The organism is Bradyrhizobium sp. 2TAF24, assembly GCF_052115025.1.
GTDB lineage: Bacteria > Pseudomonadota > Alphaproteobacteria > Rhizobiales > Xanthobacteraceae > Bradyrhizobium_A.
The window spans coordinates 13,164-29,218 of sequence record NZ_JBFRFW010000039.1 but is presented as its reverse complement, the minus strand read 5'-3'; the positions used below and the strand labels follow the sequence as shown (position 1 = coordinate 29,218).

The window sequence follows — 16,055 nt, the reverse complement described above, 5'->3', positions numbered from 1 at the left end:
TTCTCGATGAACGGCGACCTCAATGCCGGCAAGGGCAAGAAGACCTCGCTCGTCACCTCGCCGCCGCAGTTCACGGTCGATCGCTATGGCAACGTCACCAAGGCGCCGGTGACGCCGCAGACCGGCGCCGGCATCGCCACGCTGATCGGCGTGCCCGGCGTGCCGCCGGGCGACGTCGACCTGTTCGCGCCGCACGGCATCATCGATGCGGGCGACGCCGGCATCCGCGTGTCGGGCAACGTCACGCTGCAGGCGCTGCAGGTTCTCAACGCCAGCAATATCCAGGTGCAGGGCAATGCCACCGGGCTTGCGACGGTGCAGGGGCCGCCGGTCGCAGCACTGACCGCCGCCAACAACACCACAGCGGCGAACCAGCAGGCGGCGCCGACGGCGCCGGCCGGCAACGAGCGGCCGTCGATGATCATGGTCGAGGTGCTCGGCTATGGCGGTGGCGATGGTGACGGCGCGCCTGATCAGGGGGCGCCGGAGAACAAGCGTCAATCGCCGGAGAAGCAGACTTACAACCAGAGCAGTGCGTTTCAGGTCATCGGCCTCGGTGATACGGCGCTTCCTGCGTCACGGGATCGCTGACCGGACCGGTGTGGCGACCGCACGCGCGGGCTGCCGGCGCCACAGCGTCAGCCGGTGCGCCGCGCGTCCGTTGACACGAAGCGTGCCACCAGCTCGACATGCGCCGTGTGGCGGAACTGGTCGACCGGCACGACGCGTTCGCAGCGGTAGCCGCCATCGATCAGTGCGCGGGCATCGCGGGCGAAGGTGGCGGCGTTGCAGGATACGGCGACGATCACCGGCACCTTGCTGGCGGCGAGCTGCTTGACCTGCGCCTGCGCGCCCTGGCGCGGCGGATCGAACACCACGGCGTCGAAGGCGCGCAGTTCCTGCGGCATCAGCGGCCGGCGGAACAGGTCGCGCACCACCGCACTGACCGGCTTCAGCCCGCGTGTCGCGGGCGCTGTCTTCTGCAGCGCGCCCACGGCCCCGGCGTCACTGTCCCACGCCGACACCCGCACGCGCTCGGCGAGCCGTAGCGCGAACGGCCCGACGCCGCAGAACAGGTCGGCGACATGCTTGGCGCCCTTGCAGGCTTCGAGCACCAGCGCGGCGAGCGTCTCCTCGCCGGCGGCGGTGGCCTGCAGGAACGAGCCGGGCGGCAGCGGCACCTCGGCGCGCCCCATGCGCACCTTTGGCGGTGCATGCATCACCACCAGCTCGCCATGGCGCGTGACGCGTGCGATGCGGTGCTGCGCGGCGATCTGCGACAGCGTCATCATCGCCGGGCCGGCCAGCGGCCCGGAGCCGCGGACGTCGATGTCGAGGCCCGCATCGGTTGCTGTGATCTGGATGTCGAGCGGCTTGCCGACCGGCGCGAGCGCGGCAGCCAGCGCCTTGGCCGCGGCCAACGCGCCATCGAGCGCCGGATCGAGGATCGGGCAGTGGTCGAGCGGCACGATCTCGTGGCTGCCGGCGGCGGAGAAGCCGACCTGCAGCGTGGTGCCGCCGCCGCGCCGCGCGTGGGCGACGAGGCGACGGCGTCCTGCGCCATGGGCGTCGATGAGATCGTCTACCGCCGCCGCGATGCCGGCTTGCGTCAGCGTATCCACCACCAGTTGCCGCTTCCAGGCGCGATAGCTGTTCGTCTGCCAGTGCTGGATGGCGCAGCCGCCGCAGCGGCCGAAGTGAGGGCAGAACGGGGTGATGCGCTCGGGGCTCGGCGTGACGACGCGGATGAGGCGGCGGCGGTCCGGCTGGCCGGCGATATCCTCGACCTCGACGCTCTCGCCGGCGAGCGCGGCCGGGACGTAGACCGCATGGCCGTCGGCCAGCGCCACGCCGTCGCCGCGATGGCCGACCTGGTCGATGACAAGCTGCTCAGACAAAACGGGCTCCAATGAAGAATTCGATGTTGCCGTCGCCACCGGCGATCGACGAGGGAAACACCGCGACATCATCGCCGCCGAGCGTTTGCACGTAAGCGGTGATGTCGTCGCATACCGCGGCATGAACCGTGCCGTCGCGAATGATACCCTTTTTGGAATGGCGCCGTTCCGCTTCGAACTGCGGCTTGATCAGCGCCAGCAGGCTCAGCGGCCGAGCGGCGATGGCGAGCGCCGGCGGCAGCACATGTTTCAGCGAGATGAAGCTGGCGTCGATCACCACGATGTCGGGGCGCTCGGCGAAGTCGGCGGCGGCGAGACTGCGAATGTCGCTGCGCTCGTGCACCTCGACGCGGGGATCGTCGCGCAGGCGCGCATGCAGCTGGTCGTGGCCGACATCGACCGCATGGACGCGGCGCGCGCCGCGCGCCAGCAGCACCTCGGTGAAGCCGCCGGTCGAGGCGCCGACATCGAGGCAGACATGGTCTTGGATCGCGAAGGGGTAGCGCTCCAGCGCGCCGGTGAGCTTGACGCCGCCGCGTGACACCCAGGGGTGGGCGGGCGTCGCCGCCAGCGCCGCCTGCGGTGAGATCATCTCGGACGGCTTGCCGACCGGCCGGCCGTCCGCGGTGACGAGGCCGGCCGCAATGGCGGCCTGCGCCCGGGCGCGGCTGTCGAACAGGCCGCGCTCCACCAGCACAAGATCTGCGCGCTGACGCGGTTGCATGCGCGGGTCCACCTCCGGATCGCCGCTCCGTCGCTGGGACTGAGGGCGCGATCAGGCCAGCTTGCTGGCCTCGGCCTTGATGTCCTTGCCGAGCGCTTCGAAGACCTTGGCGACGATCGCCTTGGCGTCGAGCCCGGCGCGGGCATACATCGCCGCCGGCGTGTCGTGATCGAGGAACTCGTCGGGCAGCACCATGGCGCGCACCCGCAGGCCGTTGTCGAGCGCGCCGTGGTCGGCGAGCGCCTGCAGCACATGGGAGCCGAAACCGCCGACCGAGCCTTCCTCGATGGTCAGCAGCACCTGGTGCTCGCGGGCGAGCTTGAGCACGAGATCGATGTCGAGCGGCTTCATGAAGCGTGCGTCGGCGACCGTGGTCGACAGGCCCTGGGCCTCGAGCTCGTCGGCGGCCTTGAGCGCCTCGCCGAGGCGGGTGCCGAACGACAGCAGCGCCACCTTGTTGCCCTCGCGCAGCACGCGGCCCTTGCCGATCTCGAGCGGCACGCCGAATTCAGGCATCTCGACGCCGCGGCCTTCGCCGCGCGGATAGCGCAGCGCGCTCGGCGCGTCGTTGATCGCGACCTGGGTCGCGATCATATGGACGAGGTCTGCTTCATCGGCGGCCGCCATGATCACGAAGCCCGGCAGGCAGCCGAGATAGGCGTTGTCGAACGCGCCGGCGTGGGTCGAGCCGTCGGCGCCGACGAGGCCGGCACGGTCGATGGCGAAGCGCACCGGCAGGCCCTGGATGGCGACGTCGTGCACCACCTGGTCGTAGCCGCGCTGCAGGAAGGTGGAGTAGATCGCACAGAACGGCTTGTAGCCCTCGGTGGCAAGGCCAGCGGCGAAGGTGACCGCATGCTGCTCGGCGATGCCGACGTCGAAGGTGCGTTCCGGAAACGCCTTGCCGAAGGTGTCGATGCCGGTGCCCGACGGCATCGCCGCTGTGATGGCGACGATCTTGTCGTCCTTCTGCGCTTCCTTGACGAGGCTCTGGCCGAACACCGCCGTGTAGGACGGCGCGTTGGACTTGGCCTTGACCTGGGTGCCGGTCAGCACGTCGAACTTGACGACGCCGTGATACTTGTCGGCGGAAGCTTCCGCCGGGGCATAGCCCTTGCCCTTCTGCGTCACGACGTGGACCAGGATCGGGCCGTTGGTGGCGTCGCGGACGTTGGTCAGCACTGGCAGCAGGTGGTCGAGGTTGTGGCCGTCGATCGGGCCGACATAGAAGAAGCCGAGCTCTTCGAACATCGTGCCGCCGGTGACCATGCCGCGGGCGTATTCCTCGGCGCGCATCGCGCGTTCCTCGAAGAACTTCGGCAGCTTGTGGGCGATGTTCTTGGCGATCTCGCGGATCGACTGATAGGTGTGGCCCGAGATCAGGCGGGCGAGGTAGGCCGACATCGCGCCGACCGGCGGGGCGATCGACATGTCGTTGTCGTTGAGGATCACGACCAGGCGCGAGTTCATCGCGCCGGCGTTGTTCATCGCCTCATAGGCCATGCCGGCGGACATCGAGCCGTCGCCGATGACCGCGACGACGTTGTTCTTGCCGTGCGACAGGTCGCGCGCCACCGCCATGCCGAGGCCGGCGGAGATCGAGGTCGAGGAGTGCGCCGCGCCGAACGGGTCGTACTCGCTCTCCGAGCGCTTGGTGAAGCCGGACAGGCCGCCGCCCTGGCGCAGCGTGCGGATGCGATCGCGCCGCCCGGTGAGGATCTTGTGTGGATAGGCCTGGTGGCCGACGTCCCAGATCAGGCGGTCGGCCGGGGTGTTGAAGACATAGTGCAGGGCCACTGTCAGCTCGACCACGCCGAGACCGGCGCCGAGATGGCCGCCGGTGACCGACACCGCGCTGATCGTCTCCTGACGCAGTTCATCCGCGAACTGGCGCAACTGCTCGGGCTTCAGCCCACGCAGGTCGTGGGGGGTCTGCACGCGGTCGAGGAGAGGGGTTGAGCTCGGCGTGGACACGGATGGATTCCTTTGACTGAAAGAGGCGGTCAGGCCGCCCGCCCCGGGGCCAGCGTATGGCCGGCCCAGGCGAATGTCGAAATTGGCAAGTTGATCCAGCGGCTTATACCAATATTTTTGCACAAGCCAATCGTTAGAGGGAAACAGCGGTCGGCGGCAGGTTCCGGCGAGGCGCTCCGATCAGTCGATGCGACCCGGAAAATGGTTCAAAATCGGGTGGATAGGCAGGGTTGGGGCTGCCGGCCCCACCCCTGCAGGAACCCGCCGCCGGGCCCCCGGCATGGCTGGGCTGCGGCGTCCGGGGCCCGGTCAGGCGACGCCGATGGGGGGCTCCTCCAGCTCCGACCAGGCCTGGTCACGCGTCGCAGGGTCGCCGGTGGCGATGGCGAGCGCGGTGGCGGGATGGGCGAAGCGGTCGCACAGGGTGAGGGGGCCGCACACCATCATGAAAAAGTCGTAGGCGTTGGGCTGCTCGTTGGCCATCACGAACTGAAAATGGACGCGGAAGAAGTGCCGGCGAAAGGCGTTGTAGTTTTCCGGCGCGATGATGTCGCGGAACCGGACGTTGACGATCTTGGGGTTGCGGCGGGCTGCGCCGACATCGATGCCATGCCCGGCGATCGGATCGAACGGATAGAAATTCATCACGTCCTTGCGCGACTGGCAGTCGACCCAGTGGATCGACGGCTCGGCCGCGAGACGCTTCAGGCGTGCCCGGAAGCCGTCGGACACCGGCAGGAAGCCGACGATCGGCAGGTTGCCGCCGATGGTCAGCAGCATCAGGCGCGGGCCGCGCCGGCCGATCTCGGGATCGAGCTCGAGCGCACGCATCAGGATCTCGAGGCCGAGGAACGAGCCGGAGGAATGCCCGACCACCACGATCTCGTCGGCGTCGCTGCTGCGCACGGTCGCGACCAGATCCCGCGCGAACTGTTCGATGCGCTGGTCCCAGTCGGGGCGCTGGCGGTGGGCGTACTGCCAGGTGAAGATGGTGTCGGACATCAGGTAGAGCGTGTAGGTGCGGCTCTCCAGGAGTTTCAGCAGCGTGCCGAGCAGCGCGATGAACAGCGCCGCGGCGGCCGGCAGCGTGATCAGCAGGGGCAGTCCGGCAAACCGCAGGCCCGCGGCGAACAGCGTGGCGGCGCCGAGCGACAGCAGCGCCTCCATCGTCAGCACGAATTCGGGATAGCTGATGAAGGCGGCGAAACGCCAATGCGCCTTGCGAAAGCGGGTCAGGACGCCGTTGAAGATCAGGCGGATGTAGATCCCGAGCGCTTGGGTCACGGTGCGCCAGATCGGCCACTCCAGGTCGGCCTTGATCAGGTCCTCCCAGCGCAGGAAGTCGTAGCGCGTGCGGGTCTGCCAGTCGGGCCCCTGCGTGTCGATGGTCCAGGACGCGGCGCGCGCGTCATCGGCGGCCGGCCGGCCGACCTTGCAGGTGAGGCCGTAGAGCGCGGCGAACTTGCGCAGCTCGCTGCGGAACATGCGATAGTACTGCGCGAGCCCCCGGGGATCGTAACCCTGCACGTAGATGATGTGACGACGTTTGACTCGCACGCAGATCCCCGAATGGCGGCGGGCGGTTGAAAAAAGCGGCGGCACGGCGCCGCGGTCGGGAGCAGGACGCCGTCTCACGGGCCGTGAGACGGCGAGGCGGGAGACTACTGGACGTCGAGCGGTTCCGCCCCCGCCACCTGGCCGGACGCATCCGTCGTGATCTTGTCGACGCGCGCTTCGGCCTGGCGCAGCAGCTCGTCGCAACGGCGCTTCAGGGCTTCCCCGCGCTCATAGATCGCCACCGATTCTTCCAGCGGAACCTTGCCGTCCTCGAGCCGCTTCACGATCGTCTCCAGTTCCTCGATCGCGCGCTCGAAGCTCAATCGTTTCACGTCGGCATTGGTGTTGTCGGCCATTCAGCTGTCCTCGAAGCGCCCCGCTTCGGTTTGAATCGTCAAAGAGGGGCTATTGTGGCGGGCGGGGCGCGCCATTTCAAGCCGGCGCCGCCTGCCGGGCCGGTCCGAAAAGTCCCGGTCATCGATTTGTCATTCATCCCGGCGGCGGAACCCCGGGCTGCCTCCGCGGCTGCTCAGGCGGACATCAGTGCGGCGACATGGGCGCCGACCGATTCCTTCAGTCCCTGCAGGTCGTAGCCGCCCTCGAGGATGGAGACGATTCGGCCGCTGGCGCTGGTCGCGGCGAGCCGCATCAGCTGCTCCGTGACCCAGGCGTAGTCGCTGTCCTGGAGCTGGAGGTTGGCGAGCGGATCGCGCCAGTGGGCGTCGAAGCCGGCGGAAATCACCAGCATGTCGGGCGCGAAGGTCTTCAGCCGCGGCAGGATGCGGTCGGTGAAGGCCTCGCGGAAGCGGGTGCCGCTGTCGCCGGAGCGCAGCGGAGCGTTGACGATGGTGTCATGGTCACCGCGCTCCGATAGCGCGCCGGTGCCGGGAAACAGCGGCATCTCGTGGGTCGAGCAGTACATCACGGTGGGATCGGCCCAGAAGATGTCCTGGGTGCCGTTGCCATGGTGGACGTCGAAATCGACCACCGCGACGCGGCCGACGCCGTGGCGGCGCTGGGCGTAGCGGGCGGCGATCGCCGCATGGTCGAAGAAGCAGAAGCCCATCGGCTTGCCGATCTCGGCATGGTGTCCGGGCGGCCGGGTGGCGACGAAGGCGTTGGCGGCACGGCCGCCGACCACGGCGTCGACAGCGGCGGTGGCGCCGCCGACGCCACGCATCACCGCTTCCCAGGTGCCCGGCGACATCGAGGTGTCGCCGTCGATGTAGATCAGGCCCTGGGTGGGGGCGATGTGCTGCAGCTCGTTGACGTAGTGCTCGTTGTGGCAGAGCAGCACGTGATCGAGGTCGCCGAGCGGCGCCTCGATCCGCGTCAGCGCGTTGAACGCGTCCGGCGACAGCGCCTGTTCGACGGCCCGCATGCGATCCGGCCGTTCGGGATGGCCGGGCGGCACCACATGATCGATGCATGCGGGGTGGGTGATCAGGAGCGTGGACATCGGCGCGTCGATCCCTTCAGCGTGAGGATGGCGGTGTCGTCATCGGGAGGGCCGGCGTGCCGCGTGCGTGCGGCCGCCGGTCCATCGTGTCGCGTGGTCAGCCTGCCAGCACGGCGTCGGCGCCGTTCACCGCATCGGCTCCGTCGACCACCATGCGCTCGAGGCCGGACGCCTGTACGGTGACGTTCTCGGCGAAGAAGCGCGCGAGGGTGACATAGCGCTGGCCTTCGCCGTCGCCGCGCGCGGCGAGCGCTTCCTTGGCGAGCAGGCAGCCGCCGAGCGTCGAGCCGAACAGCCGCAGATAGGGCGTCGCGCCGGCGAGGGCGTCGTTCGGCGCGGCCGCAAGGCGCTCCAGCAGCCAGCGACCGGCGCGGTCGAGCGAGGCGAGGCCGTCGCGCAGCCGTGCGGCGGTGGTGCCGAACGCCGGATCGTTGGAGCGCTCGACTTCGGTCGCGATGTCGTTCAGCTCCTTCAGCAGTGCGTCGACGGAGGCACCGCCCTGGGCGGTGAGCTTGCGGGTGACGAGGTCGATCGACTGGATGCCGTTGGTGCCCTCGTAGATCGCGGTGATGCGGGCATCGCGGTAATGCTGCGCCGCGCCGGTTTCCTCGATGAAGCCCATGCCGCCGTGGATCTGCACGCCGAGCGACGTCACCTCGTTGCCGATGTCGGTGGAGAAGGCTTTTGCGATCGGCGTCAGCAGCGCGGCGCGCGCGGCGGCGGCCTCGCGCACCTTGGCGTCGGCAGCGCGGTGGGAGACGTCGATCGCCACCGCGGTGGCGTAGCAGATGGTGCGGGCGGCGGCGGTCAGCGCGCGCATCTGCAGCAGCATGCGCTTGACGTCGGGGTGGGCGAAGATCGGATCGGAGCCCGCGCCCTTGGCGCCGCCGGCCTTGCCCTGGCGGCGCTCATGGGAGAAGGCGAGCGCCTGCTGGTAGGCGCGGTCGGCGATGCCGACGCCCTCGAGGCCGACGCCGAGGCGCGCCTGGTTCATCATGGTGAACATGCAGGCCATGCCGCGGTTCTCTTCGCCGATCAGGTAGCCGATGGCGCCGTCCTTGTCGCCGAGCGTCATGGTGCAGGTCGGCGAGGCGTGGATGCCGAGCTTGTGCTCGACACCGCTGGCATAGATGTCGTTGCGCGCGCCGAGCGAGCCGTCGGCGTTGACCAGGAATTTCGGCACGAGGAATAGCGAAATGCCCTTGGTGCCGGCGGGCGCGTCCGGCAGGCGCGCGAGCACGAAATGCACGATGTTATCGGTCATGTCGTGTTCGCCGTAGGTGATGAAGATCTTGGTGCCCTTGAGGCGGTAGCTGCCGTCGCTCGCGCGCTCGGCGCGGCTGCGCAGGGCGCCGACGTCGGAGCCGGCCTGCGGCTCGGTGAGCTGCATGGTGCCGGTCCACTCGCCGGAGATCAGCTTGGCGAGGTAGATCTGCTTCAGCTCCTCGCTGCCATGGGCCTCCAGCGCCTCGATGGCGCTCGCGGTCAGCAGCGGGCACAGGCCGAACGCCATGTTGGAGGCGCTCCAGATCTCGGTGCAGGCAGCATTGATGGCGATCGGCAGGCCCTGGCCGCCCCAGGCCTCGGAGCCGGCGACCGCATTCCAGCCAGCCTCGCTCCAGCGGCGGTAAGCGTCGGGCCAGCCCGGCGCGGTGGTGACCTTGCCGTCGGCGAGCTTGATGCCGTTCTTGTCGCCCTCGCGGTTCAGCGGCGCCAGCACGTCGGTGGCGAACTTGCCGGCTTCCTCGAGGATGGCCGCGGTCATGTCGGCATCGAAGTCGCCATAGTGCCCCGCCTTGACTGCGGCCGCGAGGCCGGCGCCCTGGTTGAGGGCCAGCAGCATGTCGTTGATCGGGGCGCGGTAGGTCATGGGCATTCTCTCCTGGTGAACGGCCGGCGGTTGTCGTCATGTCGTGATCGCGGCCGCCACACTCTACATGGCATATGGCCTCGTAACGGGCCTCCCGCCGGGGCGGTTCCGCGATGCCGCAAATTGCCATGCCGGCGGGCCGGCTTCAAACAAAAGCGGCCGGCGGTACCCCCGGGCGCATGCCGCCATCGATGGCGCGCCGCCGGCGGCGGCGGGTTTCGTCCGTTTCGGCGCGCTTTGGGCTGCCGACGCGTGGCCGGGCGGGCTGCAGGCCCTGGCGGCGTGGTCAGCGCGCCCCGCTTGAAATGGCTGACCGCTCCCTATACACCGGCGTGGCCTGAGGGATTCCGTGCGGCCAAGCCCCGCGCCTCGGGGCCATTGGGGCGTCGCCAAGTGGTAAGGCAGTGGATTTTGATTCCACCATGCGGAGGTTCGAATCCTCCCGCCCCAGCCAGATTTTTCATCTGTTAAATCAGTGAGTTGCTGATTTTCAGCTTTTCCATTCCGATATCTCTCGTCTCTCTTGATTGTCTGCCTGGCAGCCTTGGCCATAGGTTTGCCCAAGGGTCTCTTGAGCACAGACAAGGAGTAACGAAAACATCAAGCCAGCGAGCCCAATGGAAAATGACAGGCGACGAAATGGCCGGGTTCGGCCTCCTGCCATTCCGGCTCGTGGGCCGCACAACGCGCCGCTGCATGCGGGCATCGTGTACGAAAGCGGCAGCCGCTCGGCGGGTTCATGGGGGAGGGCAGATCTCCAGCGAGCAGTTGCGACGGTGACGGGCGCCTGTCCGGGTCCATGACGGGAATGGCGGCCATCAGTGCCGCAGTGTAGGGGTGCAGCGGCGCATCGTAGAGGCGCGCCGACGGCGCAAGCTCGCACAGCCGGCCGAGATACATGACCGCGATGCGGTCGCTGATGTTCTTGACTACGGCAAGGTCATGGCTGATGAACAATAGCGTCAGGCCATAGCGCGCCTTCATATCCTCGAGAAGGTTGAGAATCTGCGCGCGCACTGAAACGTCGAGAGCCGAAACCGGTTCATCGCAGATCACGAGATGCGGCTCTGTGACGAGCGCCCGGGCGATCGCGATGCGCTGACACTGGCCGCCTGAGAATTCGTGCGGCCGGCGGTCCATGACCTGATCGGGATCAAGTCCGACGGTTTCGAGCGCGGCGCGGACGCGACGTCTGCGGTCTTCGGCATTGCCCGTGCCGGCAATCGCCATCGGCTCCGCGACGATGTCGCGTACCCTGCGGCGCGGATTGAGCGAGGAGATCGGATCCTGGAAAATCATATGCAGTCGCATTCGCGTCCGACGCAGTGTTTCGGCATCGAGGCCTGCGAGATCGCGTCCCTCGAAGATCACCGAGCCGCCTGTCGGCCGCGGAAGCTGCATAATGGCGCGTGAAATCGTCGATTTTCCGCAACCGGATTCGCCGACCAGCCCGAGTGTTTCGCCCTTGTAGACAGTGAAACTGACGTTCGCGACGGCCGTCAGCAGTCGCCCGCGCGGCAGCTTGTAGGTGGCGGACAAATTATCGATGACGAGGAGTTCTGCCGGGCTCACGAGGATGCTCCGCGGGAGGCGAGCGGGTGCCAGCAGGCATAGCGATGCGTACCGGCCGTATCGGGCGCCGACAGCGTCGGCTGGCCGGTTCGGCAGACGTCGGTTGTGTAGTCGCAGCGCGGGGCGAAGCGGCATCCTGGTGGTGGCTGCAGCATGTCTGGTGGCCGTCCCGCGATCGCTCGCAACCGCGTGTGCGGTGGATCGGACAGGTTCGGCGCGGACCGCATTAAGGCCGCGGTGTAGGGCATGCGGCAGTCTCGAAACAGCGATCGCGTCGAGGCTTGTTCGACCACCTGCCCGGCATACATCACCGCGACTGTGTCGGTGTACCCTGCCACCACGCCGAGGTCGTGCGAAATCAGGATCATCGCCATGTTATGGGCCTGCTGCCGGCGCTGCAGCAGGTCGAGGATCTGCGCCTGGATTGTGACATCGAGGGCCGTAGTCGGCTCGTCGGCGATCAGCAGCTTGGGTTCGCAGGCGAGCGCGATGGCAATGGCGACCCGCTGGCGCATGCCGCCGGACAGCTGGTGCGGATAATGGTGCAGGCGCTCCCCGGGGAGGGGAATGCCCACGGAGGCGAGAAGTTCGGTTGCCCGGGACTGCGCGGCACGCCCGCGCAAGCCAAGATGGCGGGCGAGGACCTCTTCGATCTGGACGCCGATCCGCTTGACGGGATTGAGTGATGAAGTCGGGTCCTGGAAGACCATCGCGATGTCCCTTCCGCGAATGTCGCGCATGTCCCGTTCGGACAATTTCAGCAGATCTCGTCCTTCGAACGCGATGCGGCCGGTTGTGCTGGTGCGATGCTTCGACAGGATACCGACGATGGTTCGGGCGAGAGCACTCTTACCGGAACCCGACTCGCCGACGATCCCCAGCGTCTGGCCCCGCCGGACCGAAAACGACACGCCGTCGACCGCGCGTACCGGGCCGCGGGGCGTGTGGAATTGCGTTGCGAGGTCGGTCACCTCAAGGAGAGCCGAGCCTGCGTCGATCATAGCACACTGCCACGAAGGTCTGTCCGCGCGCGCAGGCGCTCGCCGATCAGATTGATCGACAGCACGGTGAGGAACATCAGCGCTGCAGGAATGAATGAGATGTAGGGCAATGTCGCGAGGTCGACCTGACCATCCGCGATCATGTTGCCCCAGGTCGGCCGTGGCGCCGGCAGGCTTAGGCCGAGAAAGGACAGTACGCCCTCGACCACGATGATGCGGGAGACCACGAGGAGCGCGTAGATCAGCATCGGGATGGCGACGTTCGGCAGGATTTCGAGCGACAGAACCCGCCAGTGGGTCGCGCCCATCGCACGTGCCGCCAGCACGAAGCCGTGCTGGGCGAACACCAGCGTGTTGGCGCGCGCGACGCGCATGAACGCGGGGACTGTCAGGACACCGAGCAGAAGGACCAGAAGGGAGACGCTGGCCCCGACATACGCCGTGACGGCGAGGACGACGAGTATTCCGGGAAACGCCATGACCGCGTCCATGGCGGCGACGATGACGGCTTCGACGCGCCCGCGAAAGTAGCCGGCTGCCATGCCCAGAAGCATGCCGATGCCAAGTCCGAGAGCCGGTGCCAGCAGGCCGACAGTAAGGGATATCCGTGCGCCGAAGATCGCGCGGGAGAGGATGTCGCGGCCGAGCTGGTCGGTGCCGAACCAGTAGGTTCTATCCGGCCAGCTGGAGATCGCCGTAAAGTCCGTCTCGATCGGGCTCCGCAGCGGCAGAAGGTTGGCCGTCACGGCCAGCACGACCACCATCGCGATCCAGGTCGCCGGGATCCAGAAGCGAAGCCCCAGCCGGTCGCGCATGAGCAGTGGGCTCGCCGCCCCGATCGTCGATGTGGTTTCACGTCCGGGATCATTGGCGAACGCGGTCATTGCCGCACTCTCGGATCGAGCAGCGCGTAGATGAGATCGACGCCGAAGTTGATCAGGACGTAACCGACGGATATTGCCGCAACACACCCTTGGACCAGCATCATGTCGCGATTGTAAACCGCGCCTGTCAGCATGCGGCCGATCCCGGGCAATCCGAAGATGGTCTCCACCACCAGCGCACCGGCGATCGTTGCTGCGATCTGCAGGCCGGAAATCGTCACCAGCGTGAACGACGATGGCCGCAAGGCGTGGCGGAGCAAGATGAAAGCGGGACTGAGGCCCTTGGCCTTGGCGAGGGCGATATAGTCCTGCTGCAGTGTCTTGATCATGTCGGCGCGCAGCACGGCGAAGAGCGGCGGCCATTCAGCCAGCGCGATCGCAAGCGCGGGCAACGCAAGATGCGTGAGGTTTCTGACGGGATCGGTCATGAACGGCACGTAGCCGGTCGACGGCAGCCAGCGCAGCTCGAGCGCGAACAGGAACATCAGGAGGATCGCGATGATGAACACGGGGGCTGCGAGCAGGAGCAACGCCACCGAGTTGGCGAACTGGTCAATCCTGCTGCCGGCGCGGTAAGCGCACAGCACGCCAGTCGGAACCGCGATGAGCAGTGCCAATCCTTGGCTCAGCAGCATCAGCTCGATCGTCACCGGAAGGCGATCGAGGATCGATTCCATCACCGGCACCTGCGTGATGTAGGAGCGGCCGAGGTCGCCGTGCATGAAGCCGGCCAGCCAGTGCAGGTAGCGCAGCAGGAGCGGTTGGTCGAGGCCGAGCTCGGCGCGGACCTGCGCGACCGCTTCCGGCGTCGCTTCGTTGCCGAGCAGGGCGAGGGCGACGTCACCCGGGAGCAGGTTCATGAGCAGGAAGCTCGCTGCGGCGACCACCAGCAGGACGACAGCCAGGCGCAGCAGCTTGTGCAGGAAATAGGATGTCATGGCTTGCACCCTACGGTGTGGTCCTGCATGCGAATGCTATTTGGAATCGACCCACACTTCGTTGAGCCGCACGAGACCACGCCGCATCAGCGGGATGTCGTGGACCCGCGGCAGTGTGATGGCGAAATAGTTCGACTGCAGCCGCAGCAGGATCGGCATCTGCCTGGCCATCTCCTTGCTGAAATCGCAGTACGCCTTCTTGCGGACATCGACGTCGAGGCTGCGGCGCCCGGTCTCGATGGCCTGGTCAAGGACGGCATCCTTGATCTTGGTGATGTTGCCGCCGCTCTTGGAGAAGAAGGCCTGATAGACCTGAAAGTCGGGGTCGGGCACGTCGGCCACCTCCCACATCGCGAGCTGATAGTCGCCGCGTAGCACCGGGTTGATGTAGGAGGGGCCGCCCTGAATGCTCTTGATCTCCGTCTCGATGCCAACCTTCTGCCAGAAGCTCTGGTAGAGCTGTGCAGGGATGGTCATGGCCGCCGTCGGTTGCACCTGGAGCACGATCTTCACGGGTTTGCCGTAGTCCTGGAGAAGGGCCCTGGCCTTCTCCGGATTGTATTCGGGATAGCCGACATCAGCACAGTTCCACTCGGAGTTAGGGCCCCAGAAGCTGGTGGCGAGACTGCCGACACCGTCGAAGCCAACCTTGAGTTCGATGTTGCGATCCAGAGCATGGGCCAGAGCCTGGCGTACCCTGACATCGTCGAGCGGCGGCAGCGATGTGTTGATGTTGACGGTGGAGGCACCGGTGCCGACATACTCAACGACCCGCAGGCTCTTGTCGTTGCGCGCCGCCACGACCTGCTTGCCCAAGGGTTCGTAGAAGATGTCGATATCGCCGGTCTTCAGGGCCGTGAAACGCGCGGTGGGATCGGGCAGGAAACGAATGACGATCTTGTCGAGATGTTGCGCCTTCGGATTCCAGTAGTTGGGATTCTTTTCGAAGGTAATGCTGTCGTCCTGCTTCCACTCCGTCATCATGTAGGGGCCGGCGCCGATCGGCCGGCGATTGAGGTCGGCGCCGGCGGTTCTCTCGTGCTCGGTGGGCATCACCCAGATGAGGAAGTTGTCGATCAGAAAGATGCTCGGGAAGGCGGCCCAGGGATAGGCCAGATGGAATTCGATGGTGGTGTCGTCGATGGCGACCGCGTCCTTCAGCGAACCGGTCGCGGCCGCGAACATCTGGTTTCTCGACGGATCGAGGATACGCTGAAAGTGGTTCGCCACGTCGTGCGCGGTATAGGGCGCCCCGTTGGAGAATTTCAGGCCCGGCCGCAGCTTCAGCCGCCAGGTCAAGCCGTCCGGCGAGCTGTCGAGCGAGGTCCCGAGATCCGGAATCCGCTCGCCCTTGTCGTTTCGTGTGAAGAAGTTGGAAAACACAAGCCCGCCCGCCATCGTGGTCTCACGATTGGCTGAGCGCGTCGTCAACGCATCGAAGCCCTGAACCTGGGCGGTCGTCGCCATGACGATCGTGCCGCCATCCTTCGGCGCTGGCTCAGCCGCGCTGGAGATCTGCAATCCGACGAGCGCGAACGCCAGCCCTCCGAGGATCGAACCAACGAGTTCAGAAACACGCAGCATCATCCCCCCCAATTTTCATTTTGATTGGCACGCGACGACAATCCTGCTTCGGATCTGACTGCGTGCAACGCGCAATTCCGCCATCCGGGGCAGTTGTTGGCCCCGTTCGATCTCTTTAGTCTCTGAAATAGATGCTTTGTATAAGGAAGATCACGCCATAGTGCGGGTCGCAGCCGCTATCATCAGCTTGAATCGCAATCTATTGTAGTGGTCGGCTCTATGATTGCAACTCGCTCGACGAGACATCCAGCTCAAAGCCAAGCGGCAGATGTCCGGAGTATCCATGTGACTGGACGGGCGTTTTCTTGCTGATCTCGCGTGAAGTGACATGCTCCTGGCGCGAGAGAATTTGCCTGCGAGCAGATGGCAGACCTCTCTTCGTGGAGATGACGCCATCCCGATCCAGATCATCCCGCTTCCGCACTTCCGGTTTCTCCTGCGCCTTGTTTCGATAAAGAGCCCCGAGGCCGCTGCGGAGAAAACGCGGCATTGTGTTCGCGACCCAGAGTTCAAACGTTATCGCCTTTTGGGCAGGTTTTCAGGCGCAGATGTTTTTACGCGCGGATCATGGACCCCGAGATTTGCCGATGGTTT

The 16,055-nt window shown here is 66.6% G+C and carries 13 protein-coding genes and 1 tRNA gene; 2 read left to right on the top strand and 12 right to left on the bottom strand.

The window, feature by feature from the left end:
• Positions 1–591 (top strand): filamentous hemagglutinin family protein (locus AB4Z37_RS32210; RefSeq protein WP_441520743.1); only part of this gene is annotated, 591 nt, incomplete at its 5' end.
• 47 nt (positions 592–638) lie between these two features.
• On the opposite strand, the gene AB4Z37_RS32205 is transcribed toward AB4Z37_RS32210, so the two are convergent.
• The 7 genes from AB4Z37_RS32205 to AB4Z37_RS32175 form a co-directional block, all read right to left on the bottom strand.
• Positions 639–1,898, bottom strand: coding sequence for a class I SAM-dependent RNA methyltransferase (locus AB4Z37_RS32205; RefSeq protein ID WP_441520742.1), 1,260 nt, complete (start codon positions 1,896–1,898; stop codon positions 639–641).
• Positions 1,891–2,622, bottom strand: coding sequence for a TlyA family RNA methyltransferase (locus AB4Z37_RS32200; RefSeq protein ID WP_441520741.1), 732 nt, complete (start codon positions 2,620–2,622; stop codon positions 1,891–1,893). The genes AB4Z37_RS32205 and AB4Z37_RS32200 overlap by 8 nt, the downstream gene beginning before the upstream one ends.
• A 51-nt stretch (positions 2,623–2,673) precedes the next feature.
• Positions 2,674–4,596 carry a 1-deoxy-D-xylulose-5-phosphate synthase gene (dxs, locus tag AB4Z37_RS32195; RefSeq protein WP_441520740.1) on the bottom strand — a complete coding sequence of 641 codons (1,923 nt, stop codon included), beginning with the start codon at positions 4,594–4,596 and terminating at the stop codon, positions 2,674–2,676.
• 309 nt (positions 4,597–4,905) lie between these two features.
• The gene (locus tag AB4Z37_RS32190) at positions 4,906–6,153 is read right to left on the bottom strand and encodes an alpha/beta fold hydrolase (protein WP_441520739.1); all 1,248 of its coding nucleotides are present in this window, start codon (positions 6,151–6,153) and stop codon (positions 4,906–4,908) included.
• 104 nt (positions 6,154–6,257) lie between these two features.
• A complete protein-coding gene (locus AB4Z37_RS32185) occupies positions 6,258–6,509 on the bottom strand; it encodes an exodeoxyribonuclease VII small subunit (protein WP_441520738.1) in 252 nt (83 codons plus the stop codon).
• A gap of 173 nt (positions 6,510–6,682) precedes the next feature.
• Positions 6,683–7,612: a histone deacetylase family protein gene (locus tag AB4Z37_RS32180; RefSeq protein WP_441520737.1), complete on the bottom strand. Its 930-nt coding sequence runs from the start codon at positions 7,610–7,612 to the stop codon at positions 6,683–6,685.
• 97 nt (positions 7,613–7,709) lie between these two features.
• Positions 7,710–9,482, bottom strand: a complete 1,773-nt coding sequence (locus tag AB4Z37_RS32175; RefSeq protein WP_441520736.1) for an acyl-CoA dehydrogenase — start codon at positions 9,480–9,482, stop codon at positions 7,710–7,712.
• A gap of 379 nt (positions 9,483–9,861) precedes the next feature.
• On the opposite strand from AB4Z37_RS32175, the gene AB4Z37_RS32170 reads away from it, so the two are divergent.
• Positions 9,862–9,936 (top strand) — tRNA-Gln (locus AB4Z37_RS32170).
• A 146-nt stretch (positions 9,937–10,082) separates the two neighbouring features.
• On the opposite strand, the gene AB4Z37_RS32165 is transcribed toward AB4Z37_RS32170, so the two are convergent.
• From AB4Z37_RS32165 to AB4Z37_RS32145, 5 genes are read right to left on the bottom strand one after another with little or no spacing between them, the layout of a single operon-like run.
• Positions 10,083–11,054, bottom strand: coding sequence for an ABC transporter ATP-binding protein (locus tag AB4Z37_RS32165; RefSeq protein WP_441520735.1), 972 nt, complete (start codon positions 11,052–11,054; stop codon positions 10,083–10,085).
• A complete protein-coding gene (locus AB4Z37_RS32160; protein ID WP_441520734.1) occupies positions 11,051–12,055 on the bottom strand; it encodes an ABC transporter ATP-binding protein in 1,005 nt (334 codons plus the stop codon). Before AB4Z37_RS32160 ends, AB4Z37_RS32165 begins: the two co-directional genes overlap by 4 nt.
• A complete protein-coding gene (locus AB4Z37_RS32155; protein ID WP_441520733.1) occupies positions 12,052–12,939 on the bottom strand; it encodes an ABC transporter permease in 888 nt (295 codons plus the stop codon). The genes AB4Z37_RS32160 and AB4Z37_RS32155 overlap by 4 nt, the downstream gene beginning before the upstream one ends.
• Entirely contained in the window at positions 12,936–13,877 is a 942-nt protein-coding gene (locus AB4Z37_RS32150; protein WP_441520732.1) for an ABC transporter permease, read from the bottom strand. The genes AB4Z37_RS32155 and AB4Z37_RS32150 overlap by 4 nt, the downstream gene beginning before the upstream one ends.
• Before the next feature lie 36 nt (positions 13,878–13,913).
• Entirely contained in the window at positions 13,914–15,461 is a 1,548-nt protein-coding gene (locus AB4Z37_RS32145; protein ID WP_441520731.1) for an ABC transporter substrate-binding protein, read from the bottom strand.
• Positions 15,462–16,055: the final 594 nt, after the last annotated feature.